Origin of the sequence: Streptomyces arenae, from assembly GCF_022343545.1 — a bacterium.
GTDB lineage: Bacteria > Actinomycetota > Actinomycetes > Streptomycetales > Streptomycetaceae > Streptomyces > Streptomyces humi.
Genome location: NZ_JAKQYH010000016.1, coordinates 98128 through 123880, shown reverse-complemented (window position 1 = coordinate 123880; position 25753 = coordinate 98128). Strand labels below are relative to the sequence as shown.

At 69.5% G+C, this 25753-nt stretch carries 41 protein-coding genes and 1 pseudogene; 38 read left to right on the top strand and 4 right to left on the bottom strand.

Features of this window, described 5'->3' with window-relative positions; all coding sequences use genetic code 11:
• Positions 1-62: 62 nt before the first annotated feature.
• The 22 genes and pseudogenes from MB828_RS09120 to MB828_RS09020 all read left to right on the top strand — a co-directional run bounded on the left by MB828_RS09120 (position 63) and on the right by MB828_RS09020 (position 12970).
• On the top strand, positions 63-905 hold the full coding sequence (locus MB828_RS09120; protein WP_301647738.1) for a hypothetical protein: 843 nt from the start codon (positions 63-65) through the stop codon (positions 903-905).
• Positions 902-1201 carry a hypothetical protein gene (locus MB828_RS09115; RefSeq protein WP_301647737.1) on the top strand — a complete coding sequence of 100 codons (300 nt, stop codon included), beginning with the start codon at positions 902-904 and terminating at the stop codon, positions 1199-1201. The genes MB828_RS09120 and MB828_RS09115 overlap by 4 nt, the downstream gene beginning before the upstream one ends.
• Positions 1198-2586: an AAA family ATPase gene (locus tag MB828_RS09110; RefSeq protein WP_301647736.1), complete on the top strand. Its 1389-nt coding sequence runs from the start codon at positions 1198-1200 to the stop codon at positions 2584-2586. The genes MB828_RS09115 and MB828_RS09110 overlap by 4 nt, the downstream gene beginning before the upstream one ends.
• 77 nt (positions 2587-2663) lie before the next feature.
• The gene (locus tag MB828_RS09105; RefSeq protein ID WP_301647735.1) at positions 2664-4130 is read left to right on the top strand and encodes a UvrD-helicase domain-containing protein; all 1467 of its coding nucleotides are present in this window, start codon (positions 2664-2666) and stop codon (positions 4128-4130) included.
• A 681-nt stretch (positions 4131-4811) separates the two neighbouring features.
• Positions 4812-4931 (top strand): annotated as a pseudogene (locus MB828_RS46820) (hypothetical protein); the annotation flags it as partial.
• Between the two features lie 146 nt (positions 4932-5077).
• The gene (locus tag MB828_RS09100; RefSeq protein WP_301647734.1) at positions 5078-5233 is read left to right on the top strand and encodes a hypothetical protein; all 156 of its coding nucleotides are present in this window, start codon (positions 5078-5080) and stop codon (positions 5231-5233) included.
• Complete coding sequence (locus MB828_RS09095; RefSeq protein ID WP_301647733.1) at positions 5230-6249, top strand: hypothetical protein; 1020 nt, start codon at positions 5230-5232, stop codon at positions 6247-6249. The genes MB828_RS09100 and MB828_RS09095 overlap by 4 nt, the downstream gene beginning before the upstream one ends.
• Positions 6246-6944, top strand: a complete 699-nt coding sequence (locus tag MB828_RS09090; protein ID WP_301647732.1) for a zinc finger domain-containing protein — start codon at positions 6246-6248, stop codon at positions 6942-6944. Before MB828_RS09095 ends, MB828_RS09090 begins: the two co-directional genes overlap by 4 nt.
• Positions 6941-7231 (top strand): zinc finger domain-containing protein, encoded by a 291-nt coding sequence (locus tag MB828_RS09085; RefSeq protein ID WP_301647731.1) that lies wholly within the window; start codon positions 6941-6943, stop codon positions 7229-7231. Before MB828_RS09090 ends, MB828_RS09085 begins: the two co-directional genes overlap by 4 nt.
• The gene (locus MB828_RS09080; protein ID WP_301647730.1) at positions 7228-7533 is read left to right on the top strand and encodes a hypothetical protein; all 306 of its coding nucleotides are present in this window, start codon (positions 7228-7230) and stop codon (positions 7531-7533) included. The genes MB828_RS09085 and MB828_RS09080 overlap by 4 nt, the downstream gene beginning before the upstream one ends.
• Entirely contained in the window at positions 7530-7754 is a 225-nt protein-coding gene (locus tag MB828_RS09075) for a DUF6011 domain-containing protein (protein ID WP_301647729.1), read from the top strand. Before MB828_RS09080 ends, MB828_RS09075 begins: the two co-directional genes overlap by 4 nt.
• The gene (gene ssb, locus MB828_RS09070) at positions 7751-8251 is read left to right on the top strand and encodes a single-stranded DNA-binding protein (protein ID WP_301647728.1); all 501 of its coding nucleotides are present in this window, start codon (positions 7751-7753) and stop codon (positions 8249-8251) included. The genes MB828_RS09075 and ssb overlap by 4 nt, the downstream gene beginning before the upstream one ends.
• A 124-nt stretch (positions 8252-8375) precedes the next feature.
• Positions 8376-8549, top strand: a complete 174-nt coding sequence (locus tag MB828_RS09065) for a hypothetical protein (protein ID WP_301647727.1) — start codon at positions 8376-8378, stop codon at positions 8547-8549.
• 70 nt (positions 8550-8619) lie between these two features.
• On the top strand, positions 8620-9495 hold the full coding sequence (locus MB828_RS09060) for a hypothetical protein (RefSeq protein ID WP_301647726.1): 876 nt from the start codon (positions 8620-8622) through the stop codon (positions 9493-9495).
• Positions 9488-9649 carry a hypothetical protein gene (locus tag MB828_RS09055; protein ID WP_301647725.1) on the top strand — a complete coding sequence of 54 codons (162 nt, stop codon included), beginning with the start codon at positions 9488-9490 and terminating at the stop codon, positions 9647-9649. The genes MB828_RS09060 and MB828_RS09055 overlap by 8 nt, the downstream gene beginning before the upstream one ends.
• Positions 9650-9761: 112 nt before the next feature.
• Positions 9762-10100: a hypothetical protein gene (locus MB828_RS09050; protein WP_301647724.1), complete on the top strand. Its 339-nt coding sequence runs from the start codon at positions 9762-9764 to the stop codon at positions 10098-10100.
• On the top strand, positions 10097-10444 hold the full coding sequence (locus tag MB828_RS09045) for a hypothetical protein (protein WP_301647723.1): 348 nt from the start codon (positions 10097-10099) through the stop codon (positions 10442-10444). The genes MB828_RS09050 and MB828_RS09045 overlap by 4 nt, the downstream gene beginning before the upstream one ends.
• Positions 10441-10779, top strand: a complete 339-nt coding sequence (locus MB828_RS09040) for a hypothetical protein (RefSeq protein WP_301647722.1) — start codon at positions 10441-10443, stop codon at positions 10777-10779. The genes MB828_RS09045 and MB828_RS09040 overlap by 4 nt, the downstream gene beginning before the upstream one ends.
• 2 nt (positions 10780-10781) lie before the next feature.
• Positions 10782-10958 carry a hypothetical protein gene (locus tag MB828_RS09035; RefSeq protein WP_301647721.1) on the top strand — a complete coding sequence of 59 codons (177 nt, stop codon included), beginning with the start codon at positions 10782-10784 and terminating at the stop codon, positions 10956-10958.
• Between the two features lie 87 nt (positions 10959-11045).
• Positions 11046-11741, top strand: coding sequence for a hypothetical protein (locus MB828_RS09030; protein WP_301647720.1), 696 nt, complete (start codon positions 11046-11048; stop codon positions 11739-11741).
• A gap of 293 nt (positions 11742-12034) precedes the next feature.
• Positions 12035-12361 carry a PadR family transcriptional regulator gene (locus MB828_RS09025; protein WP_301647719.1) on the top strand — a complete coding sequence of 109 codons (327 nt, stop codon included), beginning with the start codon at positions 12035-12037 and terminating at the stop codon, positions 12359-12361.
• 24 nt (positions 12362-12385) lie between these two features.
• Positions 12386-12970 carry a hypothetical protein gene (locus MB828_RS09020; RefSeq protein ID WP_301647718.1) on the top strand — a complete coding sequence of 195 codons (585 nt, stop codon included), beginning with the start codon at positions 12386-12388 and terminating at the stop codon, positions 12968-12970.
• Positions 12971-13028: 58 nt separating this feature from the next.
• Here the strand turns inward: MB828_RS09020 and MB828_RS09015 are convergent, their stop codons facing one another.
• Positions 13029-13451, bottom strand: a complete 423-nt coding sequence (locus tag MB828_RS09015) for a DUF6233 domain-containing protein (RefSeq protein WP_301647717.1) — start codon at positions 13449-13451, stop codon at positions 13029-13031.
• Between the two features lie 107 nt (positions 13452-13558).
• On the opposite strand from MB828_RS09015, the gene MB828_RS09010 reads away from it, so the two are divergent.
• Positions 13559-13717: a hypothetical protein gene (locus MB828_RS09010; protein ID WP_301647716.1), complete on the top strand. Its 159-nt coding sequence runs from the start codon at positions 13559-13561 to the stop codon at positions 13715-13717.
• An 836-nt stretch (positions 13718-14553) separates the two neighbouring features.
• Here MB828_RS09010 and MB828_RS09005 read toward each other — a convergent pair.
• The 3 genes from MB828_RS09005 to MB828_RS08995 all read right to left on the bottom strand — a co-directional run bounded on the left by MB828_RS09005 (position 14554) and on the right by MB828_RS08995 (position 15799).
• Complete coding sequence (locus tag MB828_RS09005) at positions 14554-14985, bottom strand: YrdB family protein (protein ID WP_301647715.1); 432 nt, start codon at positions 14983-14985, stop codon at positions 14554-14556.
• 147 nt (positions 14986-15132) lie between these two features.
• Entirely contained in the window at positions 15133-15378 is a 246-nt protein-coding gene (locus MB828_RS09000) for a hypothetical protein (RefSeq protein WP_301647714.1), read from the bottom strand.
• Positions 15379-15529: 151 nt separating this feature from the next.
• Positions 15530-15799 (bottom strand): sigma factor-like helix-turn-helix DNA-binding protein, encoded by a 270-nt coding sequence (locus tag MB828_RS08995; RefSeq protein ID WP_301647713.1) that lies wholly within the window; start codon positions 15797-15799, stop codon positions 15530-15532.
• A gap of 194 nt (positions 15800-15993) precedes the next feature.
• Here MB828_RS08995 and MB828_RS08990 point away from each other — a divergent pair, with 194 nt between their 5' ends.
• From MB828_RS08990 to MB828_RS08920, 15 genes are all read left to right on the top strand, one after another.
• Entirely contained in the window at positions 15994-16158 is a 165-nt protein-coding gene (locus tag MB828_RS08990; protein WP_301647712.1) for a hypothetical protein, read from the top strand.
• 97 nt (positions 16159-16255) lie between these two features.
• Positions 16256-16441, top strand: coding sequence for a hypothetical protein (locus MB828_RS08985; RefSeq protein ID WP_301647711.1), 186 nt, complete (start codon positions 16256-16258; stop codon positions 16439-16441).
• Between the two features lie 62 nt (positions 16442-16503).
• On the top strand, positions 16504-17511 hold the full coding sequence (locus MB828_RS08980) for a DUF2637 domain-containing protein (RefSeq protein WP_301647710.1): 1008 nt from the start codon (positions 16504-16506) through the stop codon (positions 17509-17511).
• A 2-nt stretch (positions 17512-17513) separates the two neighbouring features.
• A complete protein-coding gene (locus MB828_RS08975; protein WP_301647709.1) occupies positions 17514-17672 on the top strand; it encodes a hypothetical protein in 159 nt (52 codons plus the stop codon).
• A gap of 10 nt (positions 17673-17682) precedes the next feature.
• A complete protein-coding gene (locus MB828_RS08970) occupies positions 17683-18216 on the top strand; it encodes a hypothetical protein (protein ID WP_301647708.1) in 534 nt (177 codons plus the stop codon).
• Positions 18213-18854: a hypothetical protein gene (locus MB828_RS08965; protein ID WP_301647707.1), complete on the top strand. Its 642-nt coding sequence runs from the start codon at positions 18213-18215 to the stop codon at positions 18852-18854. Before MB828_RS08970 ends, MB828_RS08965 begins: the two co-directional genes overlap by 4 nt.
• 241 nt (positions 18855-19095) lie before the next feature.
• A complete protein-coding gene (locus MB828_RS08960) occupies positions 19096-19461 on the top strand; it encodes a hypothetical protein (protein WP_301647706.1) in 366 nt (121 codons plus the stop codon).
• On the top strand, positions 19451-20659 hold the full coding sequence (locus MB828_RS08955; RefSeq protein WP_301647705.1) for a pentapeptide repeat-containing protein: 1209 nt from the start codon (positions 19451-19453) through the stop codon (positions 20657-20659). The genes MB828_RS08960 and MB828_RS08955 overlap by 11 nt, the downstream gene beginning before the upstream one ends.
• Before the next feature lie 67 nt (positions 20660-20726).
• Positions 20727-20906, top strand: a complete 180-nt coding sequence (locus MB828_RS08950) for a hypothetical protein (RefSeq protein WP_301647704.1) — start codon at positions 20727-20729, stop codon at positions 20904-20906.
• A gap of 19 nt (positions 20907-20925) precedes the next feature.
• Positions 20926-21435, top strand: a complete 510-nt coding sequence (locus tag MB828_RS08945) for a hypothetical protein (RefSeq protein WP_301647703.1) — start codon at positions 20926-20928, stop codon at positions 21433-21435.
• Positions 21436-21605: 170 nt separating this feature from the next.
• Positions 21606-22019, top strand: a complete 414-nt coding sequence (locus MB828_RS08940; RefSeq protein ID WP_301647702.1) for a hypothetical protein — start codon at positions 21606-21608, stop codon at positions 22017-22019.
• A gap of 156 nt (positions 22020-22175) precedes the next feature.
• Entirely contained in the window at positions 22176-22655 is a 480-nt protein-coding gene (locus MB828_RS08935; protein ID WP_301647701.1) for a helix-turn-helix domain-containing protein, read from the top strand.
• A 10-nt stretch (positions 22656-22665) separates the two neighbouring features.
• Entirely contained in the window at positions 22666-23958 is a 1293-nt protein-coding gene (locus MB828_RS08930; protein WP_301647700.1) for a PBSX family phage terminase large subunit, read from the top strand.
• A complete protein-coding gene (locus MB828_RS08925; protein ID WP_301647699.1) occupies positions 23955-24161 on the top strand; it encodes a hypothetical protein in 207 nt (68 codons plus the stop codon). The genes MB828_RS08930 and MB828_RS08925 overlap by 4 nt, the downstream gene beginning before the upstream one ends.
• A complete protein-coding gene (locus MB828_RS08920) occupies positions 24145-25743 on the top strand; it encodes a capsid protein (protein WP_301647698.1) in 1599 nt (532 codons plus the stop codon). The genes MB828_RS08925 and MB828_RS08920 overlap by 17 nt, the downstream gene beginning before the upstream one ends.
• Positions 25744-25753: the final 10 nt, after the last annotated feature.

Genomic DNA, 25753 nt, shown 5'->3' with positions numbered 1-25753 from the left:
ATGGTCGTTGGCGTTCTGCTCGTCGTGGCGGGCGCAGTCACCCCGACGGGCGGTGACGACTGATGACCATCTCGCAGCTCGCCCTGGCGGCGAAGCGCGTGATCGAGGCCGCGTGGCTGAACGGGTCGTCCTACGACCTGGCGACGCAGGCCGCCGAGGCTCTTCAGTCCGCCCAGCTGCTCCAGTCGCCGGAGACAGCCGCCGAACGCAACTGCCTCGCCATGGCTGTGATGTTCGCGCTCCAGTGGAAGGAAGACGCGCCGATCGGACTCCGTCAAGGGATCGAGGAGATCCTCACGATGATGCCCGACACCGAGGAGAAGAGCAGCCGCGACCAGGCGGCCGATGCCACTCCCGTCAGCTTCTTCCAGCCGGGCCGGATGTACACGAGGGACGCGCCGTTCCGGGCGCCCGAGGACCGGCCGAACTTCATCTGCGTCGGTGTCGGCGTACACCCCACGAAGGCGCACCCGCGGGCCTTCGGATTCGAGCAGGCCGGCGCCGGACAGTCCTGGTCGTCTGCCGCGCAGCGTCCGGAGGAGTGGACGGAAGGGTGGATCGACCTCGGGTCCGTGCAGCCGGACCGGCTGACCCGCATCTTCGCGGCCGTCCAGGCGCTCCGCGTGGAGGAGCCCACCGACACGGGCGCGCCCACACTCACCGTCTACCGGGCCACGTGGGACGTCGTCCCGCTGGACACGTACACGACGGAGGCCGAGGCCCGGAAGCACGCCGAGGACCACGCCCGGCGCGACCTCCCCACGGCCACCTTCGACTGGATCGTCGACCCGGAAGACGGCATCTCTGAACTGGTCGCCACCGTCGACGGCCAGGAGCGCCCGATCGGCTACACCGTCACCGCCCTGGAGATCGCCGCCAAGTACGACCCGGAGGCCGAGGAGTGAGCGCGTACTACCGGGCCCACCGCGCCCTCACCAGCGGCCAGGCCCTGCGCCCCGCCGAGGCCGCGCAGTTGCTCGCCGAGCTCCGCCGCGAGAACGGCGAGCAGCTCGCCGACGCCATCGCAGCGCAGCTCGACGGCACCTGTCGCCGCGCGCCTGGCGACAGCGCCGCGGCCTACCGGAAGAAGTCGTGGACGTTCGCCACCGTCATGCGCGTCGTGGCCAACATCCGCCGCCTCTCCGCCCTGCCCGTCAGCCCCACCATTCCGAACCCGCGCACCAACGGGAGCACCGCGTGACCACCTTCACCTTCGCGCCGGCCACCCGCGAGACCGCCAAGGCCCGCATCGCTCTCCAGGGCCCCGGCGGCTCCGGCAAGACCAAGACGGCCCTCCGCATGGCCGAGCGGCTCGCCCAGGGAGGCGTGATCGGCCTGGTCGACACCGAGCGGCGCTCCGCCCTCAAGTACGCCCCGGTGCCGGGCCGTCCGGACATCGAGGCACACGAGTTCGCCCACCTGCCGATGGCGTTCTGCTCCCCGGAGAACCTGATCGGCGCGGTGAACGCCGCGATCGAAGCGCGCGTCGCCGTCCTCATCATCGACAGCTGGTCGGCCTTCTGGGCGGGCAAGGGCGGCCTCCTCGCCCGCGTCGACGAGGAGTCGAAGAAGGCCGGGAACTACGGCGGCAAGTTCACCGCCTGGGGCCCCGTGAACGAGTTGGAGCAGGAGATGCTCGACGCGCTCCTGAACTTCCCCGGGCACGTCATCGTCACCATGCGGACGAAGAACGACTACGCGATGGAGGGGAAGACCGTCACCAAGATCGGCGTCAAGACGGTCCAGCGCGAGGGCGCCGAGTACGAGGTCGACGTCGTGATCGACATGATCGCGGGCACGGGCACCGTCACCAAGACCAGGTACTCCGCCCTGGATGGCGCCTGTGTGCACCACCCGGGCGAGGACTTCGCCGAGGCGATCCTGGAGCAGCTCGGCCAGGGCGTCGACCCCGTCCAGGCCATCGTGGACGACCTGGTCGCCGACGGCCTGACGTACGAGCGGGCCCTGGCGCTGCACGCTCGGGCGAAGGCCCGGAACCTCCTCGGAGCCGACCTCCTGCACCCGGTGACCGGCGAGCCTGCGACGCTCGGGCCCGTCATCGCCGAGTACGGGCAGGCCGTCAAGCCCGTCACGACGGGCGTCACCGGCTCGTCAGCGCCGACGTCGGACGCCGAGATCGCCGCCGAGACCGCCAGGGCCCGCGAGGCGATGTACGCGGCGGCCAAGGCCGTTGGTCTCGACGTCGACGCAGCCAGCGCGCGCTTCAAGGCCGAGTACGGCACGGACGCAATCTGGGGTACGGCCGAGCAACTGCGTGCCGCCGCCGCGACGTTCGCCCGCACGACTGCCACCGACCAGGAGCAGGGTCCGACGCCCGTCACGGCCCCGCAGATGCGGATGATGCACGCCTGCTTCGCCAAGGTCGGCCTCGGGGCGAAGGAGGCCCGCGACGAGCGGCTCCGGGTGACCTCGGTCATCATCGGCCGCTCGATCGGCTCGGCCAACGAGCTGACCAAGGACGAGGCGCAGACGCTCCTCGACACCCTCACCAACTTCGGCGACCGGCCGAACGCCGCCGCCGACTTCGCCGCCATGGTCGAGGGCCTCGCCAAGCAGCCCGCCTGATTCACCACTGACCGCGGGCCCGCCCCGACCCCATGCGGGGCGGGCCCGCACCCCCAGAAAGGAGGTGCACCACAGTGGTGAACCCCACCCCAGAGCAGGCCGACGCGATCGAGACGTACGGCGATGGGCTCGACCTCGTCCTCCAGGCCGGCGCGGGCTGCGGCAAGTCCAGCACGCTGAAGATGATCGCCCGGGCGGACCGGCGGCGCCGGATGACGTACGTCGCCTACAACTCGGCGATCGCGGCCGACGCCCGCCGCTCCTTCCCGTCCAACGTGATGTCCAAGACCGGCCACGGCCTGGCCTTCGACCCACGGTACGGCGCGCGGCTCCAACGCCCGCGCCAGACCGCGCACCAGGCCGCCCAGGCCCTCGACGTCCGCTCGATCCTCGGCATCATCGGCGCCACCCCAACGGTCCTCACCGACCGCAGCGGCATGAAAGCGATGACCTCGAAGATCATCATGCGGGCCGCGCTCGACACCATCGAATGCTTCTGCCACAGCGCCGACCCCGAGGTCATCCAGAAGCACGTCCCCCACTTCGACGGCCTGAAGAAGGCCCGCGGCGAGGTCGTGAAGCTGGTCCTGCCGGTGGCCCGGGCCGCCTGGGAAGACCTCCAGGACGACGACAGCGTCCTCAACCTGACCCACGATCACTACCTGAAGATGTGGGCGCTCTCGAAGCCCCGCATCCCCACGGACGTCGTGCTGCTCGACGAGGCGCAGGACACGAACGACGTGCTTTCGGCCGTCCTCCTGGACCAGGAGCACGCGCAGCGCATCGCCGTGGGCGACTCGGCCCAGCAGATCTACAGCTGGCGCGGCGCCAACGACGCCCTCGCCAAGTTCACGGCCGAGCTGGGCTGCCCCGAGCTGACCCTCAGCCAGTCGTTCCGGTTCGGGCCGGCCATCGCCGACCGCGCGAACCAGTGGCTGCGCCTGATCGACGCGCCGCTCCGCCTCACCGGCTGGGAGTCCGCCGAGTCCACCGTCGGCCAGCTCGACGCACCGGACGCGATCCTGTGCCGCACCAATGCGGGCGCCATGGGCATCGTGCTGGAGGCCCTGGCCGCCGGCCGGAAGGTCGCGTTGGTCGGTGGCGGCTCCGCCATCAAGCAGCTCGCGTGGGCGGCCGGAGCGCTCCAGGACGGCAAACCGACCGATCACCCGGAGCTGATGGGTTTCACCAGCTGGGACGACGTCCGGCAGTACGCGGCCGAGGAGGACGGCTCGCTGGAGGTCCTCGTCAAGCTCGTCGACGAGCACGGCCCGGAGCGGATCGTTTCCGCTGCGGACGGGCTGGTGTCCGAGACGCAGGCCGAGCTGGTGGTGTCGACCGCGCACCGGTCGAAGGGCCGCGAGTGGCCGGCCGTCCGGATCCACGCGGATTTCCGGGCGCCGAAGCCGGACCGGCGGACGGGCCTGGTCGTCCTGCCGCGCGAGGAGGCCCGCCTGGCGTACGTCGCCGTGACCCGCGCCCGCGAGCAGCTCGACGACACCGCCCTCAACTGGGTGAGCAGCGTGACGGCGGTGAGCGAGTGAAGGCCCGCCAACGCGACAGTGAGCGCGCTGTTCAGGTCCGCGGCGAGAGCGAGTGGATCAGCGTCACCAACCTCACCGTGCCCACGGTTTGGCTCGCTACAGCTGACGGGCTCATCTGTCTCGACCTGATCGCTGTGGAACTGGCCGCGAACGGCCGTCGCCAGGGTTGGACACTCACCGGCCCCGAGATCGCCTACGCCGCGGACATCCTTCTCCGACGCGGCGCGGACCGATCCCTGATTGCGCGGCGACTCGGGATGGACTACCGGACTCTCCGAGTCTGGTTTCCCACGGACGACACACCACTGAGTGAGGCCCTGACCCGAGTCCACACGTCCGCGGAATGGGCTGAGCGTCGACCGCCCAAGGCTTCGGCTCGATGTGGCACTTACCACGGCGCCCAGCGGCACATCAGGCGCAGGGAGCCGCTGGACGACGCATGCCGTGAGGCCAAGAGGGCTGCCGATCGCCACTACCGCGCGCACGGCACTTATGCCGGTGCTCCGGAGTCCTCGGTGGTCCCGTCATGACGGCCGTCATGTACCCGCAGCCAGCGCAGATTCGTTGGATCTTGACCTACCGAACGGAGGCCCGGCTGTGGACCGCGAGTGGGAGCTGAAGGCCGAGTGCCGGACCAGGGACCCCGAACTGTGATTCTCGAAGAAGACCTGGTCGGCCGCGAAGAGGATCTGCCAGGAAGAGTGTCCCGTCCGTGAGGAGTGCCTGGAGGCGATCCTCCTCCGGGAGGCGGACACGGCGGCCTCGCTGCGCACCGGCATCGTCGCAGGCCTCACGGGAGCCCAGCGCGCGGAGATCGCCGCCTCCCAGGCCAAGCAGGCGCCCAGGAAGAAGCCGAAGCCGAAGGGGCCCGGGCGTCCCCTCGCGCCGTGCGGGACGAAGTCCGCGTACCAGCGGCACCAGCGGAAGGGCGAGCCGATCGACCAGGCATGCCGGGACGCGCTGGCCGCCGGTGCGCGGGAGTACCGGCGCAGCGGATCCACGAAGGTGCCGGCGCCCTGTTGAGCCCCGGTGGCCCGGCGGATGTGACCGGCCGCCGGGCCACCGGCCACCAGCACTACGACGACGAGGAAGAGGGCGAGTGAGCACCGAGGCTGTGACCTGGGCGATGGACGACGCCCCGATGCTGCGGACCGAGAAGGACCGGCCCGACAGCACGGCGCGACACGTCCTCCAGGTCCTCGCCGAGCATGCCCGGTCCGACGGCTCCAACAGCCATCCCTCGATCCTGCGCATCCAGTACCGGACCGGCTACGACGAGCGGACCGTGCAGCGCGCCGAGCGCCGCCTGGAGGCCGGTGGCCTCATCAAGCGGACCGGCACCCGCCAGGGGCGCCCGGTGTGGAAGCTCCAGATGCACCTGCGGCGGCCGGAGTTCGACTGGGCGGAGCTGGAGGCGGAGGCCGAGGCGGGGCGTAAGCAGGCTGCGGAGCGTCAGCGGCGGGCACGGCAGAAGCGTGTCACGCAGTCAGACGACGTGACGGTCACGCACTCAGACGACGTGACAGAGGGGGGTGTCACGTACTCAGAGTCCGTGAGTCACACACTCCCGATGCGTGACGTCACGCACTCTGCGTCCGAATGTCACGCACTCAGTGCCCCCCTAACCACCAATGAACCGTCAGAGAACCACCAGGAACCGTTCGCGGGTCCCGCCGACCCTTCCGGTCCCGCCGCCACACCCACCCCCGGTGACACAGGAGACGCGACAGACGACGTCCTCGAGGGAGAGGTCGTCGACGACGCTCCGGCCGCCGACTCCGACGCCCCGGTCACTGCGCAGACGATCGTCGCCGAGTGGCTGGAACGGTGCGCAGTACGCCCGCCAGGTGCCGTCATCGGCCAGATGGCCAAGCAGATTCGGGTGCTCCTCGATGAGGACGGCATCCACCCCGACCACGTCCGCCGTGGCATCGCGCACTGGATGCGCAAGGGACTCCACCCCGCGACGCTCCCCAGCGTCGTCAACGAGGTCATGAACGCCGCTGTTGGCCCGGGCCCCCTCGCCCACAGCCAGCCCGCTGGCGAGACCCAATTCGACCGCGCTCGGGCCCGTGCCCGAGCCCGAGCAGCAGCACGCCAGGAAGGAGCAGCCCAGTGACCGAAGAAGAAGCCGTAGACCTCACCGAGTACGTCAAGTCGGCGTGCCCCGCCCAGAAGTTCGGCGAGTACACCCCCGACGTCTGGGGAGAGATCCTCGCCCCGTACAGCCTGGACGAGGCCCGTACCGCCGTCCTTGCCCTCGCGGGCCGCCTGCGCTTCATCGCCCCGGCCGACATCGTCGCCGAGGTCAAGGCGCGTCGCGCCGAGCGCATCGAGCTGGCGAACATCGTGGTCGACGGCGACCCAACCCACACGGGTGCGGAGTCTGCTGCCGCCCTCCGCGAGATCATCCGAGCCGCTGGAGACGGCCTCACGGGCCCCAGCAGCATCGCCGGGTCTCTCGGTACCGCCGAGCGCCTCGCGCTTCCCCCAGGCGCCGATCATGGCCCGTACAGCGGCCGCGCAGCCGCCGCCCGAGCCGCCATCGGCAAGATGCCCGTCGGCCGGGACACCTCCGAGGACCCCCGCGGCCGCGCCTGTCGCCGCTGCGGAGCCGCCCCCGGCGTCAGCTGCACCACCGCCGGACGCCGCCGCCGAGACGTCCACCCCATCCGCCTGGAGGACACCCAGCGCGCGGCCGCCGGCCTCCCGCTCCTCGACCACGACCAGGAGCAGGCCCGCATCCAGGCCGCCTCCGCCACCGCCCTCGCAGCCCACGACGACGACCAGGAGCCGGAGGCGAAGGCGTCATGACGACCCCACTCCCGCGTCAGCGCAGGCCCTACCGCTTCGCCGCCATGGCCGTGCAGTGCACCTGGTGCCGGGCCCGCACGGGCGAGCTGTGCACCAACCAGCGCGGCACCGTCGACCGCCGCCGGGACGTGCACTCCGCCCGCGTCATCGAATTCGCCAAGGTCATGTCAACCCGATGCCCCGAGCGAATCTGCCAAGCCCCCGCCGGCCAGCCCTGCACCCTCACCCCCGACGTCCACCAGGCCCGCACCATCGCGGCCTCCCGACCGACCAACACCACGCCATGAAGCGACCCATCCCATGCCGAGACTGCCTCCGCCCCGTCCTCTGGACCACCACCGAGGCCGGGAAGCGCCTCGCCGTCGACCCCACCGCGGACCCCGCCGGGAACGCCGCAGTGTGGAGAGACGGCACCGGCGCCGTCCGCTCCCGCCGCCCCTCGGCCGAGCTCCCCCTCACCGGCTGGGAGCGGCTCCACATGCCGCACGTCGCCACCTGCCCCGCCCGCGTCCAGCAGCCCGCCCTCCCCGGCACCCTGCCGACCGGAGTGACCAGCCTCGACGCACACCGCCGAAAGAAGCGCCGATGAACGAAGTCGTCCGCTGCCGCTACTGCCCGCAACTCCTGCTGACGCCGGAGTCCCGGACCCGCGGCTACGGACCCATCTGCGGCCAGAGACGCGGCCTCATCCCGCGCCCGACGCCCCGCCGTGCCCGCGCGCTGACGCCCGTCACGCCCGTCACGACGCCCACCGTCCACCCCGACCAGACCGCCATCCCCATCCAGCCCCAACTCCCCACGGAGGAATGACCTTGCTGCCCACCCTCACCGGCGTCGGCCGACTCACCGGCGACCCCGAGCTGCGCTTCACCCAGGCCGGGAAGGCTGTCGCCAGCGTCCCCCTCGCGTTCAACTCCCGCCGCCTCAACCAGCAGACCCAGCAGTGGGAGGACGGTGACACCTTCTTCGTCCGCGGCACCGTCTGGGAGCGCCTCGCCGAGAACGCCACCGAAACCCTCTCCAAGGGCATGGAGGTCCTCGTCACCGGCGAACTCAAGACCGAGCGCTGGGAGAAGGACGGCCAGAAGCACGAGCGGCCGGCACTCCTCATCCGCTCCATCGCGCCGAACCTGGCCTTCGCCGTCGCCAAGGTCTCGAAGGACGCCGCCAGCCAGCAGAACGCCCAGGGCGGAGGACAGCGCAGCGCCCAGCAGGGACAGCAGCAGCGCCGCTCCGGAACACCGCCCCACGACGACCCCTGGGCCGTCGACCAGGCCAACGGCTACAGCAACGAACCGCCGTTCTGATGCGCAGAACCCTCGCAGCCCTCGCCGCCACCGCAGCCCTCCTCACCGCCTGCCACTACACCGGCACCACCGCGGTCCCAACCCCCAGCCCCGCACCCCCACCCGTCGCACCAGAGCACACCTGATGGCCGTCCTCCTCCAGCTCAGCGACACCGACGACCTCGCCGAAATCGTCGAAGGACTCATCGCCGGAGCAGACGCCAAGCAAGCCACCGCCCCCGAGACCGCAGCACGCTGGCGCAACCTCGCCCACAACATCGGCGACGGCCTCGACCTCCTCCCACACCCCAGCAACTAGCCCACCAACGAGGACAGGGACCCACCCACCGAGGACAGGGACCCACCTCCGGCCAACCACCGGAGAAGACATGTCCACGATCAACAAGCCCCGAAGTAACCAGGAACCGGAACCGGTTCGGCCCCGGTTCGCGCGCCTGTTCCGCCGCAGGCCGACGCCCGCGCAGACCGCCCACACCAACCTCATCGCCGTCAACCCTGCCGAGTACATCGCCCGGGGGATGCGGCAGGCCGAAAACCTCCGCCTCGCCCGCGAGGACGCCGAGCGCTGGAAGGGCCACGCCGACTCGTACGAGCGTGAGCGAGACGAAGCCCTGCGCGCGCAGGCCCTGCATCTCGCCTGGATCGCAGCCCTCCACCCGGCCACCGCCGTGATCACCCCGGCGCATGACGGGGAGGGATCGCAGGACCTGTACATCGTGGCCGGCGCCTGGCAGATGCACTGGTCCATCCCGGCCGAGCACGCAGACCTCTTCCGGCACGTGACCGCTGTCGACGTGACCGACGAGCGGGCGCAGTGGGATGGGCACGGGTCGGAGCAGCGGGACGAGCGGATCCGCAATCACGTCCGGCTCCTGGCGCTGGAGGAGTTGAGCGTTGACGGCCTGGTGACGGGCGTCATGACGGCCCCGCCGCCCAGCCGGGACGCCGTGCTGCGCGAGGCCTTCGAGGTCGCCCGGGAGGAAGGCCAGCGGCTCGACTACGAAGGGTTCACCGGGAAGGCCGCGGGCGCACGCAGGGTGGCGTACCTGCTGCGCCGCATGATCACCCTCGGCACGCCACCGGCCGTGCAGGCACCGGAGGTGAGCGCTCGCAGGCAGGTCCTCCAGGAGGTGTGGGAGGCCCTGCGCGACACCAGCGACGGCCCGCTCACCGGCGCCATGGTCATCGTCAGCGGACTGATGGAGAAGGCCGGCCAGGCCGAGGCGGAGGCCCCTCATGCCTGAGTCCGCGACCGATCCTCGCGTCGCCAAGCTGGTCGAGGCTCGCCTCCGAATCGCCCACGAGCCTTACGGCACCAGGCCGAACTTCGACCGGCTGCGCCCAGACGAGCAGCAGCTGCTGGTCGACCCGTCACAGCCCGTCATGGACCCGTCGTGACGGCCGTCATCGCATTCGTCGCCCTGGTCCTCTGCCTCGGCGCTCCGCTCTGCGGCCACCACCACGTCCTGCCCGCCATGGCTCGGGCCGCCCGCGCCCGCCGGCGGCCGCGGTGACCGCCCACCGTCGTACGGCCCGCGCCTGCCTCACTGGCGCGGGCCTCACCGCGGCCTCCACCGCCTACGCCGTCACCGTCGGGCACCCGATCCTCGCCGGGGCCGCCCTGTACGTCTCCGTGTTCCTGGCCTGGTGCGCACGCTGCCACTACGCCGGCCACCGCCGACAGCTCGCCGAAGCCGACTGGGAACAGCAGCACGTACTCGGCCGGACGCCTCCGCCGTTGAACCCGTGCTGCCTGCTCTCGCGCCACGGCGACGGCACAGCGCACGACAGACGGTGCACGGACCTCTTTCACCGCCTCACCACCACCGACCTCCGGAGCAGCACGTGAGCTACCCCGCCCTGTTCACCACCCCCGGCATGCGCGACTTCGCAGAAGCCGTCGACGCCGAACGCCAGCGCCAGATCGCCAAGTTCGGCGACCAGCACCACCCGATCATCCGCGGCCCGCACTCCACCGTCCTCTTCCAGGACCTCGCCGAAGGCCTCCGCCGGACCAACGACGACCCGGCACAGCGCTGCTGGATGACGATCCTCCTGGAGGAGGTGTACGAGGCCGGCGCCGAAGGGAACCTCGCGAAGTTCCGGGAGGAGGTCGTTCAGGTCGCCGCGGTCTGCCAGGCGATCATCACCGACCTCGACCGGCAGGCACAGCGTCCCGGCGACCCGTCATGACGGGCCGCCTGGAGATCCTCGGCGAGGACGGCGAGTGGCACGAGGTCCCCGGCATCACCTCCGTCGAGTTCGAACCCGAGCAGCCCGAGCCTGAGCAGGGGATGACACTCCAGCAGTTCGTCGAGCAGACCCGGCCGCTGCGTCAGGCCTACGTGCAGGTCGTGCACGCCTATGCCGAGGCTGCCAGACCCGTCGTCGAGGCCGCGGCGCGCGGCATCGAGGCGTACGGCCGCGTGCTCCGCCAGGCCGGACTCATCGACCAGGAAGGTCGCTTCGCCGTGCGGCAGGACCGGCCCGCCTGGCACTCCCCGGGACCACCGCCGAGGAGGACGTGATCATGGCCAGTCCCCACGACGACCGCGAGATCGAAGACGCCATGCAGTGCATCGCCAGATCGATGAAGCAGTCGATCCTCAAGCACCTTCGCCGCATGGCCTGGGAGGACTACAAGCGCAGCGTGCTGACGTCCCGCCGAGAACAGGCTGTAGCCGCCCTGCGCCGGGACCAGGCCTGAGCATGCGGAAGGGGCGCGCTTCACGTCTCGCCAGACCAGCGCGCCCCCAGCAGTGATCACCGTACCCCGCCCGCCACAGGAGCCACGATGACCACCGCCGACGACCTCAAGACCGTCATCAACCACTGGACCGACCTCCAGGCCGCCCTTGCCGCCCCCCAGGCCGGCACCTGGCCCCCTGTCATGGGCATCGCCCGCCTCCACGACCACCTCCGCGCCGACGAAGCAGCGTGGGCCCAGCGCGCACTGGAGCGCTCCCCCGAACAGCTTGGCGCCACTGCGGCACCCCTCCGCATCGGCATCCTCGACACGATGACCGCCATCGACGTGCAACTGGTCGAGACCGCCGATGTCATCGCGGGCACCATCCAGCGCCTGCCGACCACCCGCGTCCCGATCCGAGTGGCCGGCCCCGGGGACGACGTCGCCCTCCAGCTGCGCACGCTGATCCTGCGCGACGAGGCCGACGATCGCCGCTGGTCCCTCACCGACCCCCGGCGCCGGACCGGACCGTACGCGGCCGCATGGCTCCTGGCCCGTCATGACGGGGCGCCCGGGCCCTTCGCGAAGCTGACCGGCGTACAGCGTGACCAGATCGCCTCGGCCGCCCGCTGGGCCGCCGGACAGATCGAGCAGGCCCTGGAGATGACGCGGAAGACGCAGGTCCTGGAGCGGCCGTGTCCGCACTGTCGCGGGGTGCTGCGCATCGAGGGCGGAGACGGGAGGCCGCCGACAGTTCGGTGCCGTGGTTGTGGGCGCACTTGGTCAAGCCCGGAGAGGTGAACCCTGGCGTTACAGGCTTTGAGCAGACCCATACTTGCAACTCTACAAAGGGCTATGTAGAGTCTCTACTACTGGCCCGGCAGGTGGCACCTACCGGTCAGCGGCAGAGGCGACGCAAAGGTCTCTGATGCTGGCCAGGTGGGTGCCTCCTGCTGGGACACAACCCGCACGGTCGATGCTCCCGGAAAACACCTTGGCCGGAGCGCCGGGAGATCAGTCGACCTCCACGAAGGAACCCTCATGACCACCACACCCTTCCCGTCTTTCAACCCCGCGGAGCGAGGTGAGACCGCATGACCATCCGACTCACGACCACCGTGGCCAAGACTTTGGCCGCCTTCCTGGCAGACCCCGACGCCCCCCAGTACGGCATGTCGCTCATGGATCAAACCGGCCTCGCGAGCGGAACCCTGTACCCGATCCTGATGCGCTTGCAGAAGGAGGGGTGGCTCGAAGCGTCGCCGGAAGACATCGACCCCGCCATTGAGGGTCGGCCCCGCAGGAAGAACTACTTGCTGACCCAGACGGGGCGGCAAGAGGCCCGACGAGCCCTAGATGAGTTGCACAAGGCGACTCAGGTGTCGAGCCGATCTCTCGGGCGGGCTTTGCCCGCGATGTAGCCCTGACATGAAAGGCACAACGAGGTGAGCACACTCACTATCGAGACCCTGGGAGAAGCCGGGCACGGCATGACCGTGCTCGGTGTAACCCAGCCCGAATGGATCGCCGCGGTCGTTGCGGCGATCGTCGTCCCGCCGCTCCTGGGCTGGATCAGCATGTTCAGGCGCAAGGCGACCCAGCAGCTGCCGTATTTGCTGCTACAGATCGCCAAGCTCCGCATCCCGCGCGAGCAACGGGACTATCTCTTCTCGGAGGTCTGGGTACCCGATCTCCTCGCTCACCTCAACGACACTAAGAAGAGCAAGATCATCCGCTACACCAAGGGGGTTGGGTTCGCCGTGTCGCTCGCGCTCTACGGAGCGCGGGCCACGGCGAATGTCATGAGCCCCCGCCCCTGGAGGTGGAAGCTCCGCCACCAGTTGAGGCTGTACGACTTCGCGCTCGTCGGATGCGTACTCCTTGAAGCGGCCGTGGGCACCGTCGCCCTCTGGCGCGACCTGACCTGGCCGTGGGTGGCATGCCTCTCTGCCGCCCAGATTGTGGGCGTCATCCTCTTCACTCGCTGGCGCAGGAAGGTGGGCCGCGAGCGGTACGGACTCGACGCCTGACCGAATACGCATTTGATGAGCCGCCCGACACTGCGGGCGGCTTCGTCATGCCCAGCGCCTATCCCGCGACGTCGATGCCCAACTCGGTGTCCGGTCGGCAGAAGTCGCAGCCGGTGACGTTCGGATCGGTGAGCGCGGCCCGGGCGTCGTGCGGCGTGATCGGGTGAGGGGCGCCCTCGATCATCGTGCAGTCGTCGACGTGGATGACGGCGGGCTCGGGCCCGCGCGCGGTGCGGCGCTGCTGGACGATGTAGCCGGTCTCGGGCCGCGCCTGGGCGAGGGCGGGGAGGCTGCGGCCGCCCTTTACGGGCCGGGCCGAGCGCCGGCGGGGCGGCGGCTGCTCGGCCTGATCGAGCGCGGCCTGGACGGCAGCGTGCTGGAGTCGCAGGTAGGTGCCGATCGTCTCGTGGTCGGCCAGTTGCTTGTCGAGGTGCGCGAGGATCACGCGCAGGCGCGCGGGGTCCGGCGGTAGCTCGCTCATGCGTTCGATTTTGCCACTCTGAACCGCACCGGTCCACGAACGGCAGCCTCCGCAGGCTTCACCTCCTGCGCACCCGGGGGACACACCTCCGCGAGATACTCATCGGCATGAGTTCCATCAACGGGAGCGGCAAGCAGCCGGCAACGTCGCCTCGGATATCCCAGCGCGAGAAGGACGGCGCCTGGGTGATCGCGGTACACGGCGACTTCGACGCGGGCTCGTCGCCGGCGCTGGCCGAGACGGTGGGCACAGCGGCCCGGACTTAATCGCCCTGTTGGACATCGTCAAAGCTCAACTGCACCCCATCCCATTCGCATTTATGGCAGGAGCACGGTAGCCACGACTGCGGGACTGGCGACCACGCGGTATAGACGCCCCGTCCGCTATATGTGGACATACTGACTCGGTATTCTACGGGCCCAGAGGGTGAATCCCACGCGGCGAGGCAGTCAGGCAGACGGAGCGAAACCAACGCGTCCCGGAAGCCCGTGAGCTGGATCGGAAACTCCGTGATGTCCGGGCTAGCTAGTGGATGATTGTCGCGCTGATCCGGAAAGGACAACGTTTCAACGCCAACGTAGGTGAAGTTGGCCCTGCGGCCCAGGCCTCGACGTTCGGGAACTGTGCGTGCCCATAGCGCCGCGTTCCGAATCCGCACGTCTGTCTCGCCTCGGTTCTCCAGCACGAGGTCGACCCACCGCTGAACACGGGGTGTCCTGCCGTCCGGGGTGTACCTGAGGAACATATTACCGACGTGCGTCACTGAAAGCCGTGGCCGCTTGCGCTTGTAGGTGGCGTACGACACCGCCATGTTCGCGGCGGAGACCACAGCCGCGCTAGCTCCGATGAGACGTGCGATGTTGTCCGGTCCTGACACGATTCCCCCTCTCGCTACCCGCGCCCATGCAGAACGGTCTGTGGGAAGAATCGCCCACGCGCTTGCCGCGCATGCTGGTTCTGAGGAGGTTTTGAGCATCAGGGCACGATCCGGGGCCCGGGGGGAGCTCCTCCTGGGTGGGCTCCGCGAACCAGATGGCGGGCATGGGCGACAGGTCGCGCATGGCTGTCCAGGCGGAGGGCTCTGGCCGCAGTTCCGTGATCCTCAGCTGGAAGCCGTTGAGCCCTCTACGGGCGCCTGCTCTGTGGGCGAGGCGGGCGGCCGGCGGCGAAAGATCTCGGCCACAGCTGTATTCGTGACCACGATGACCGCCATGGCTATGGCGGCAACAGGACGCCCGACGCCGTACAAGGCCGCTGCTCCACCACCCAGCACCGCCGCCTTGACCACGAGCACGAGCGGCAGCCTGGGCCGCAGCCGGGCCCTGGGCGCCGCGAACGAGGACCACAGCACCATGGCCAGCAGGGGCGTTCCCACGCCGAGCAGGATACGGAGGACCTCGTCGTGGCTGACGGCGAATCCCCACCAGCTAAGGCACACCAGAGCGACGAGTTCCACCAGGAACGCGAGGAGTTCGTTCGCGGCGTACCAGTGCCGCTTGTCTATCACGACCGCGACGCCAGGGCCTGCTGACATGGAGTCCTCTCGCCGCACAGGCACCCAGCATGCCAAGGCGGCGCCGCGCGCGGTGTGCTTTCACGGGACTGCGGCCAGAACCAGGCGGAGGCCAACAGCTCGTTCCCCCCCAATTGGTCGCGGACGCGACGGGAATGACCTTCGCGTCTACTCCGCCGGGTCCTCCTCTGCGTGCCGCACCGCCCGCTTCACGGCCTGCTCCAACTCGTACCGCGACATGGACACATCCTCGCGACCGGCGTACTCGGTCAGCGCCGCCTGGGCGACCATCGCGGCCTCGCGCCACTTCAGCCTCTGCGCTTCCCACGCCTCGCCTTGGAGGCCGGCGAGCCGCGCCCGCTCCTGCTCGGCGGAACGTTCCAGCTTGATCAACTCATCGGGGATATCTGCCACGAACGGATCCTAAGCAGCACCCCGTCATGACGCCCGTCGGCACACGTCACGACGCCCCCGACCTCAACTCGAGGCGAGGGCGCAGCGCTGTCTCTCTCGCTTGAGCAGGTACTTCATGGCCGGGCGGCCTGACATACCGCTCGGCCGTTTTTTACTCCTCTGACGGGAGTGCGTCCGGGTCCTCGGTGAGGATCTGCCGGACCCTGCCGAAGCTGATGTCCAGTTCCTTGGCGATCGCGCGGAGCGTCATCCCGTCGTCCTTCATCTCCTGCACGGCCTCCCGCCGGCGCTTTCTCCACTCTTGGCGAGCGGCCTCCATGGCCTTGTCCAGCCGCCGGGCCCGCTCCGCAGGTGCCACGTCTACCGCCACAGCGGCGATGGCTTCGCGCACGCGCCGCACCTCCTCCGGCTGGTCGTCCATATCCGTCCCTCTCCGGGGATGGGGAGGTGGATCTCTCGCGCCGTCTTGTGTAGTTAGACTACACATGTGTAGCTTGACTACACAACGGCACGGAGGCCCCCTCCGGCCTTGATCAACAACAAAGCCCCGGCCCGGAGCGGCAACTCCACATGGGCCGGGGTGCCGAATCCCCTGAGCTACCAGGAGAAACAGCCGTGGAACACGGTACCGACCTGCCCACCTCGCAGCCCAGCCCCCACGACCCGCGCACCTGCAACCTCTGCGCCCTTCTTCGCCACCCGGCCCAGGCGCGCGTCGGCCGCGAGCTCACCCGCCACCTCGCCGCCAACCCCTTCCCGCGACAGGCGGCGAAGGCATGAGCCGCCGCCCGCCCGGCCGCCGTACCGTCCGCGTCCTCGCGCTCCTCGGCCTCGCCATCACCCTCACCGGCCTCGCGATGACCCTCGGAGGCCGCTGATGGGCGCCTTCGACTGGCTCCGGCCCGGCCGCGACCACCAGCTCGCCGACGACATCGCCGCCCGCGGCCGCGTCGCCCGCTCCCGCTCCGCCACCCGCGCCGCCCGCGCCGGCCAGGACTGGGAGGACAAGGACCGCGCCCGCGACCGCCGCGGCGACCGCCTCACCATCTGGTCCCGCAGCTGACTCCCTGAACCGGCCGCCCTGCCACCTCCCCGGCAGGGCGGTCACTCCCGTGAGGAGCACCCTTGAATACCCCACCCGCCCGCACCGGCCGCGGCCTCGGCGGCCCGGTCGCCGTGGCCTGGTTCCTCGTCCTCGTGATGATGCTCGCGGCCGCCGCCTGGTCCATCAGCTCCAAGCTCATGGGCTGGGGCATGGACGAGGAACCGGCCTACGCGCTGTCCCTGATGTTCGACCTCGCCGGCTTGCTCTGCGCGCAGTACGCGAAGAGGGCGATCGAGCGCGGCACGCCCGCCGGCCTTCCGCGCCTCGCCGTCCTGGCCTTCGTTGGTGTCTCCGGCGTCCTCAACTGGAGCCACGGCCGCGAGGTCGGCGGCATCGTCGGCGGCATCGGTCTCGCCTCCATCAGCCTCGCCGTCGAGCTGCTCTTCGAGCTGCACCGCCGCGACGTCCGCGATGAGCAGCGCGCCGCCCGGGGCCTGGTCGCCGAGCGCATGCCCCACATCCCCGTGCTGGCGTGGCTGATGTTCCCCCGCGACGCCTGGGGGACTCTGCGCGGCGCCGTGCGGACGCGCCTCGACACGCTCGACACCGTCGAGGCGCCCGTCATGACGGCCGTGACCAGCGTCGACAGGATCATGGAGCAGCCTGTGACGGCCCCCGTCACCACCCCCGTGACGGCCCCGGCCGCGCCCCCGGCACTGCCCAGCCGGCCGACTCCTCCGCCCCCGCCCGCGCGCAGGCCCGCGCCGCGTCCGCCCGTGGTCCCGGCCGGCGCGCGCCTCCTGCCGGTCATGTGCCGCCAGGCGGTCCCGCCGGCCCCCGCGGTCCCGTCCGCCGAGCCGCACGCGCCGATCCAGTACAGCGACCCCCGGTGCGGCGTCATCCGCGCGCTCTACAACACCCAGCCGCCGACGCGCCCCGGCACCAAGGCCATGCGCACCGCGATCGTCGCCGCAGGCCTCAGCGACGCCTCCGACGGCTTCATCCGCGGCACACTGCGCGCCGAGGTCGAGCGGTACGAACCCCACCTGGAGCACCTGCCCGCCGCCCCGTTCGCGATGGGGGCCTAGCCGTGGCCGTGACCGTCGCCTTCGGCGCGGCCTACGCGGCGAGCGCCATCAGCGCGCTCGCCGCCCTCCGCCATACCGAACCCCGCGCCGTCCTCCCGGTCACGGCCACCGGCGCCCTCATCCTCGCCATCGCCGCGCTCGTCGCGGCCATCCTCCACTGAGGACCTCCGCATGCTCCAGGCCCTGCCACCCCTGAACATCCCCACCTACGGCATCGTCTCCCTCGGCGGAGTCACCGTCGGACTCAGCCTGTTCGCCTGGGACTTCACCCGCTGGTGGACCAGCCACAAAAAGCGCTTCGCCCCCAAGGCACTCGCCGCCCTCGCCCCGCAGATCCTGTGCCTGGCCTACGGCGCGCTGCTTATCCTGTCCGCCGGCGGCATCATCGGAGCCTCGGCCGACTGGTCCCTGTGGGGTACCAACCAAGTCGGGGACGTGGTCCTGATCTACGGCCTGGGGGCGCCCACGCCAGCCGTGACCCGCTCCACCCACCTCGCGCTCACCCCCGGCGGGCACGCGGCCGTCATCATCATCACCGTCGTCATCATCGCGGTCTGCTCGAAGCGCGGGTTCCGCTGGGACTTCGTCCGCCAGATCCTCGCCGGGGTCAGCCTCGGGCTGGCGTCCAGCATCGCGGGCTTCATCGGATTCGCCGTCGCACCGACCGTGTCCTGGGTCGGCGACTACGTGGCAGGCCTGCTGTGACCGCGCCCGAAGAGCAGCCCGCCGAGGCCGAGCAGGAGACGGCGGGGGAGGAGGACGAGTCGACCGGCCGCGGCCCCGCCGTGGCGCTCACGGTGCTCGGAGCGGTCGCCGCCTGGCGCCTCATCGCAACCTTCCCCGAGGTGGCCCTGGCCGCCGCCGGAAGCCTCGGCACCATCGGCGTGCAGCAGGCCCGAGCCCGCTGGGCAACGCGTGGCGCCGGCACCGGCAGCGAGGGCGAGGACGTCGAGCCGCCGGACGTCGGCGAGGCACTCCGCCGCCTCGTCGGCGACGACAAGGGCGTCCTCCTCACCGTCCTCCAGAAGGATCTCGGACTCCCCGACACGAAGGCCGTGAAGGCTCTCCTGGAGGCCGAGGGCATCCCCTGGAAGTCCGGCCGCACGCGAGAAGGGAACGGGCCGTCCGTACGGGCCGAGTCCATCCCGCCCGCGCCCTCCCCCGCCGCCGACTCCCATGGAGACGGTTGTTGTTGCAGGTCAGGCGACAACAACAACGCCAACACCACCGTGCCGTCCTCGGCGGGAGAGCGGTCGCGTGTACGACGCATCCGGTCCGCCCGCGCGCTCTACGACCCCAACGACAACGTGCGCCGCCACACCTCCACCAAGGGGGAGTCGTGATCCAACGCCTCCTCGTTGCCGCTTACGAGTACTGCGCGAAGTGCGGCTGGTGGGTCAAGGACTGCGGTCGCTAACCCTCACAGCACGATCGGGGTCGAAGGAGACGGTGTACGGCTGTCCCCTCTTCCTCACGAACACGTGCGAACAGCTCCCCAGAGCAGGACCGGACTGGGACCATAACCCTCAACAGGAGGCCTGTGGGGGACATATGGAGTGGTGGCTAGCTGGTACCTGGGGCGCAGTGGGCGCACTGCTGGTCGAGATCAGAGACCTCGTCCAGGTTCTCCAGGTGAAGAAGAAGCTGCCTTGGAAGGTCAGGGGCGGGCCGCCGAGGGGTATCTATCTCTTGGCAGCAATTCTCAGGACAGCTCTAGGCATCGGCGTGGCCGTAGTGCTCGGCACATTCGGGCAGATCTCAGGTGGCTTCGGAGCCGTCATCGCTGGCATGGCGGCCCCAAAGATCATCGAAAGTCTACGTACCCAAACAATCGCCTCGGCTCCACAACCCCAGGCACATGAAATGATCAGGAACCAAGCAACGCCAGCGCCGAGTCGGAGGACAGCTTCGGAGATCACCGAAGGAGAGGCGGCCCAAGATGCGACGTGACGGCGCGCTGGCCCAACTCTGGGCAGTCATGAGCCGGGAACATCCGATCTTCGCTGAGCCGAAGCGACCGACCCCGCTCCGCACCGCAAGCACCCTCTGGTCGACAATCAACCGCACAAACAGCGCCTTCCCGAAGTATCAGGTGGTCAGCGAACAGGCAATCGTAGATCTGACTGGCTCTGACCTGAGCGGCGCCTACCTCTTGGACGCCGAGCTGTACGGCGCAAACCTGGTCGACGCCAACCTGATTGGCGCCGACCTCACCCGCGCCAACCTGACCAGCGCTGATCTCACCGGTGCCAACCTCACCGGCGCCCTCCTAGACACGGCTGATCTCAGCGGCGCTGACCTGACCCGCGTCGGTCTGAATAGTGCCGACCTATCCGACGCCGACCTCACCCGCGCCATCCTGACCGGCGCCGACCTCACCCGCGCCAACCTGACCCGTACCAATCTGTTCGGCGCCTACCTGTACAACGCCAATCTGAACAAGGCCTCCTTGATCGACGCCAACCTGGACGACGCCAATCTGGCCCGCGCCAACCTGACCGGTGCCGACCTGACCACTGCCCATCTGAACGATGCCAACCTGACTAACGCCCGTCTGATCAAAGCCCGTCTGATCAGAGCCAATATGGTCAATACCCGTCTAGACGGGGCACGCCTTGAGGATGCCAGCATTCACGATGCCAATCTGTCGAAAGCCAACCTGACTCTCGCCAACTTGACTCAAGCCAACCTCACAAAGGCCAACCTGGCCGACGCCAACCTGACTCGCGCCACCCTGATGCGCGCCACCCTGAGTTACGCCACCCTGATGCGCGCCAACCTGATGCACGCCAACCTGAGGCGCGCCGAACTGAACGATGCCGTCCTGCACGATGCCAACCTGGCCGACGCCGACCTGGCCAAAGCGAACCTGGTCCGCGCAGACCTGACCGACGCCAACCTGACCAATGCCGTTCTGGCCGACACTCTCCTGGTCAGCGCGCGCCTCGTCCGCGCAGATCTGACGGGCGTGATGGGGCTACGTTTGGCTCAGCTACCCAACGTGCTTTGGTCTCGCAGCACCCAGTGGCCTGACGATAACTTCCTTGCAGACGTGGCCGCTCGATCCGAGCCAGCTGGCCCAGGGCTCTATAGGGTCAGGGGGCAGGAGTCCGACGTACCGAACGGCAGTCCACTGGCCTCGGTGTAGATCCGGGCATCACGCGGGACGCCCTGATCCGCCGTCATGACGGCGCCTCGTGCGTCATCCTGTCCCCATGCCGACCGTCATCCGGGCCACCGGGGAATCCAAGGACATGACCTTCGACGAACTCGTCCAGTTCGTCGAGGAGGCGCGCAAGGCCGGCGTCCCCGGCGACCGCCCCGTCCGAGCCGAGCTGTCGTACAGCGGGAAGATCAAGCAGATCGAGATCGCCCTCAGCGATGACGACGACTGATGCCACTACCCTCCGGTTCGTGGACTGGAAGTGGACTGTAACCGCCATACTGCCCGTCGCTTCTCTCGTGCTGGGCGCGTGGCTGAACCAGCTGAGCGAGAGTCGTCGTGAGACTGCTGCGCTGGTACGCGAGGCCAAGGTTCGTGAACTCGATCGAGAGCAGGCTCGTATCGAGCGCCGCGAGTCCTTCGAGCTCACTCATCTCGTCGAGGTCACTAACCTGCTGCTTGAGTTGTACGACGCCTCCTACCGCTGCAATAGCCGGGCCATTGACGGTCATCCTCTCGGTGAGGCTCGTACTGAACTGCAGCGCTGCAACAGGCAAATGACGCGCCTCAAAGGGTTCGTGCTGGATGAAACTGTGCGCGGCCTGGTTGACGCAGCGCACTCCCAAGCCAACAGGCTCAGTGAGGATACGGCCGGTGACTGGCGAGTGCAGGCAGGGATCGTCGACCAGCTGGAGGCTGCACAGGAAGCCTTGGCCCAGCGCATTCGGGCTATCTACAGCACGCAGGCCGACCGTTCGTGAGTAGATGCTGGCCCGCCTGTCTCGGTTGTGACCGAAGTGCTGTGGCACCTGTCATCACAGCTCCTGACGGGCGTCACGGTCGAACGCAACGTCACAGCTACGCGACAACCGCCCGCCGGCTCGACCTCTGCCGCAACGATGCCCCTCGATAACCGACCCACGGGGGAACCATGCACACGCGCCACGCTGTTGCCGCCGTCGCCATCGCGGCCGCCGCGCTCACCGGCTGCACCAGCACCACCGAGCACAGCACAACCAGCTCCAAACCGAAAGCCACGTCGAGCGAGCTCACGCAGGGGCAGAAGGATGACGCCCTCGCAGCCGCTGGCATCCCACCTGAGCCGACCGCAGCCAAGCGGGCCGAGCTGCTCCGCGCCCTCGCCGCGGCCAACCCCGACATCGTCAAGTACGAGGACAAGGCCGTCGATGCCGCCCGCAACCAGTGCAGCGCCATCAACGGCGGCGGCGCCCGGCTCGACTACTTCGCCGCACAGCGTTTCACGTACAAGGACGTGACCACCAGCGAAGCGCAGGGCAAGCAGATCAACGCGGCGCTCAAAGGCATCGGCTTCTGCAAGGTCTGACGTGACCTAGTTGCTTTCCGGATCGGCATGATCCATCCTGGGCGCAAGTCCGGCGTGCCCGGACACACATACTCATAACCAGATTCACCGGCGCCCACGGGCGTATCAGGAGGCCCGCCACCGCGCGGGCCTCCGCCATGTCCAGGGGGTGGACCCATGGGCAGCTCCAACCCCGTCACCGACGCCGAGCGCGAGCGCGTCCGCGAACTGCACGCCGCGGGCAAGGGCCGCAACGAGATCGCCACCGAACTCGGACGCTCCGGCCGGACGATCAGCGAGATTGCCAAGAGCCTCGGCCTCTCCTTCGCACGTGCCGGCGAAGTCCGGCAGGCCACCGAGATCCGCCAGGCCGACCTCGCCGATCGCCGCGCCGCCCTCGCCCAACGCCTCCAAGACATCGCCGAACGCGAGTTGGAGAGGGTCAACCAGCCGCACACCTACTTCGACTGGGGCGGCAAGGACCACGACTTCGACACCTACGACGCCCCGGAGCCCACCCCCGCCGACAAGCGCGCCCTCATGGGCGTGGTCGCCACGGCCATCGACCGCTCGCTGAAGCTGTCCCCGGCCGAGCAGGACACCGAGGGCCTGGCCGCCGTCGACGCCTGGCTGAAGGGGATGATGGGCGGCAGCTGAGGGGGACGTCGTGGTTCAACCCCTCGTCGGCAAGCAGCTGCGCGCCACCACCCTTGCGACCGCCCGCGGCAACCTCTGGGAAGGCGCGGTCCGGTCCTCGAAGACCGTCAGCAGCGTCCTGGTCTGGCTGAAGTACATCCGCACCGGCCCGCCCGGCGCCCTCCTCATGGTCGGGAAGACCGAGCGCACCCTGAAGCGCAACATCATTGACCCGATCATCGAGATGGTCGGCGTGAAGCGCTGCAAGTACAGGGCGGGCGCGGGCGAAGTCGTCATCTTCGGGCGCACCATCTACGTGGCCGGCGCGAACGACGAGCGGGCCGCCGACAAGATCAAGGGCATGACCCTCGCGGGCGCGTACTGCGACGAGGTCACCACCTTCCCCGAGAGCTTCTTCTCGATGCTCGGGACCCGCCTCTCCGTCGAGGGAGCACAGTGGTTCGGGACCACCAACCCCGAGGGCCCGAACCACTGGCTGAAGAAGAAGTTCCTGGACCGCGCGCGTCTGCACCTGCGCCGGGACGGGACGGTCGTCGAGTCCAGCGACCCTGGGGTGCTGGACCTCCACCGGTTCAGCTTCAGCCTGGACGACAACCCGTACCTGCCGCCGGCCTACGTGGCCAACCTGAAGATCGAGTATCAAGGGCTGTTCTACCGGCGGTTCGTCCTCGGCGAGTGGTGCCTGGCCGAAGGCGTCGTCTACGACATGTTCGACGAGGCCCGGCACGTCGTCGACGTGATCCCCGAAGTCCGGCACTGGATGTGCGTCGGCCTGGACTACGGCACGATCAACCCCTTCGCCGCGGTGCTCCTGGGCGTGGGAACGGACGATCGGCTGTACGTCGCCTCCGAGTACCGGCACGACTCCCGAGCCGAGCGACGGCAGCTGACGGACGCCCAGTACAGCCTCGCTGTACGGGAGTGGCTGGGCACCTACCGGCACAGGGGCGGCGAGGGCGTCACCCCTCAGTGGATCTTCGTGGACCCGTCCGCCGCGTCGTTCATGACGCAGCTCTGGTCCGACGGGGTCCAGGGCGTGGCCAAGGCCGACAACGAGGTCAAGGACGGCATCCGCAGCGTCAGCGTGGCGCTCGGCTCCAACCTCCTGCACGTCCACCGCTCCTGCGCCGGCCTCCTCGCCGAGCTGCCCTCGTACGCCTGGGACGAGAAGGCCGCGGCCGCTGGCGACGACAAGCCGTTGAAGGTCGACGACCACTCCGTGGACGCCCTGCGGTACGCCCTCCACTCCTCGGCGCACGAGTGGCGCCACCTGGTCCGCGCCAACCTGGAGGTGGCCGCATGACGCCCGGAGAGATCACGCTGCCCGTGCACGTCCGCGTGGGCGACACCGAAGGCCACTGGGGCACGATCACGTTCCCCGCCGGGGACGGCCCACTCACCGAGGCCACCATCCGCCGCGAGACGGCAGCGTTCTTCCGGGAAGCCGCCGACCGGCTGGAGAACCCGTGCGACTGCGAGGAGGTGCCCGATGCCGCTCCCCACTAAGAGCGTCCGGTGGCCTCCGGTCCACCCCGCCATCCAGGCCGACATGGCCGACTGGTCCGCCTGGTTCTCCGCCAACCCGGACCGGCTCTCCTACCGGTACCGCAACCGGCACCGCGACAACGCCCGCTTTGGGCCCCCGGAAAACCGCCCGAGCCAGTACCGGGGCGGCGTGGTCGGCCGCGTAGCCCGCTGGTTCTGGGGCGAGCCCACCCCGCTCGGCGAGAAGCGCGCCAACCTCCACATGCCGCTGGCCCGGGACATCGCCCGCACCAGCAGCGACCTCCTGTACTCCGAGCCACCCACACTCAAGGCCGAGAACAAGGCCACCCAGGCACGGCTCGAAGACCTCATGGACCTCGGGATGAAGCGCACCCTGATCGCCTCGGGCGAGACCGGGTCCGCGCTCGGAGGCGCGTACCTACGGATCGTCTGGGACGACGCGATCCGACCTGGGCCGTGGATCAGCATGGTCCACGCGGACGGCGCCGCACCGACCTTCGCGCACGGAGACATCCTCAGGTCGGTCACGTTCTGGACCGTCCTCGTCTGCGACGGGCAGCGCGTCGTACGGCACCTGGAGCGCCACGAGCCCGGCCTGATCCTCCACGGGGTCTACGACGGCACCGAGGAGAACCTCGGCAAGCCGCTCCCGCTGGAGGCCTTCGACGAGACGAAGGAACTGCTGCCGGCCCGACAGCTGCCCGCAGGGATGGAGAAGCGGCTCGCTGTGTCGTACATCCCGAACACGATGTTCGCGCCGGACTGGCGAGACATCCCTGGCGCGGCCGGCCTCGGCACCTCGGACTACCAGGGCGCCGAGACGTTCCTGTCGTCGATCGACGAGACGTACACCAGCTGGATGCGGGACATCCGCCTCGCCAAGAGCCGGATCATCGTCCCGTCCGGCTACCTCCTTAACCTCGGCCCCGGGCAAGGCGCGGTGTGGGAGGACCGCGAGGTGTACGCCCCGATGAACGTCCCGCCCACCAGCGACCAACAAATCACCCTCAACCAGTTCATGATCCGGCACGAGGAGCACCGGGCCACGATCGAGGAGCTGGTCAGCAAGGTCATCCGCAACGCCGGATACTCAGGTGGGACCTTCGGCGACGACTCCGCCGGCCAGGCCGTCACCGCGACCGAGATCAAGGCCCGCACCGCCCGGTCCATGACCACCCGGGCCCGGAAGGCAGAGCTGGCCGCGACCGGCATCGCGGACGTCGTCGAGACGTTGCTCATCCTGGAGTCCAGCGGCATGTTCCCAGGCGTAACCAGGGTCGAGGTCGAACGCCCCGACGTCGACTTCCAGGACAGCGTCCAGGACGACATCAAGACCCTCGCCGAGACCGCCTCCCTGCTCCAGCAGGCCGAAGCCGCCTCGACCCAGGCGAAGGTCGCTCTGCTGCACCCCGACTGGACCGAGACGGAACAGCGCGAGGAAGTCGACCGGATCCTGAAGGAGACCGGCCGCCTGGTCGAGGATCCGACCACCATTGGCGCGGACAGACCCCTCGCAGGCGAACAGCCGCCCTCCGATGGGCAGCAGGAGCAGCTAGACGGTGAAGCCCCAGCCGAGCCGTAACCGCCGGGGG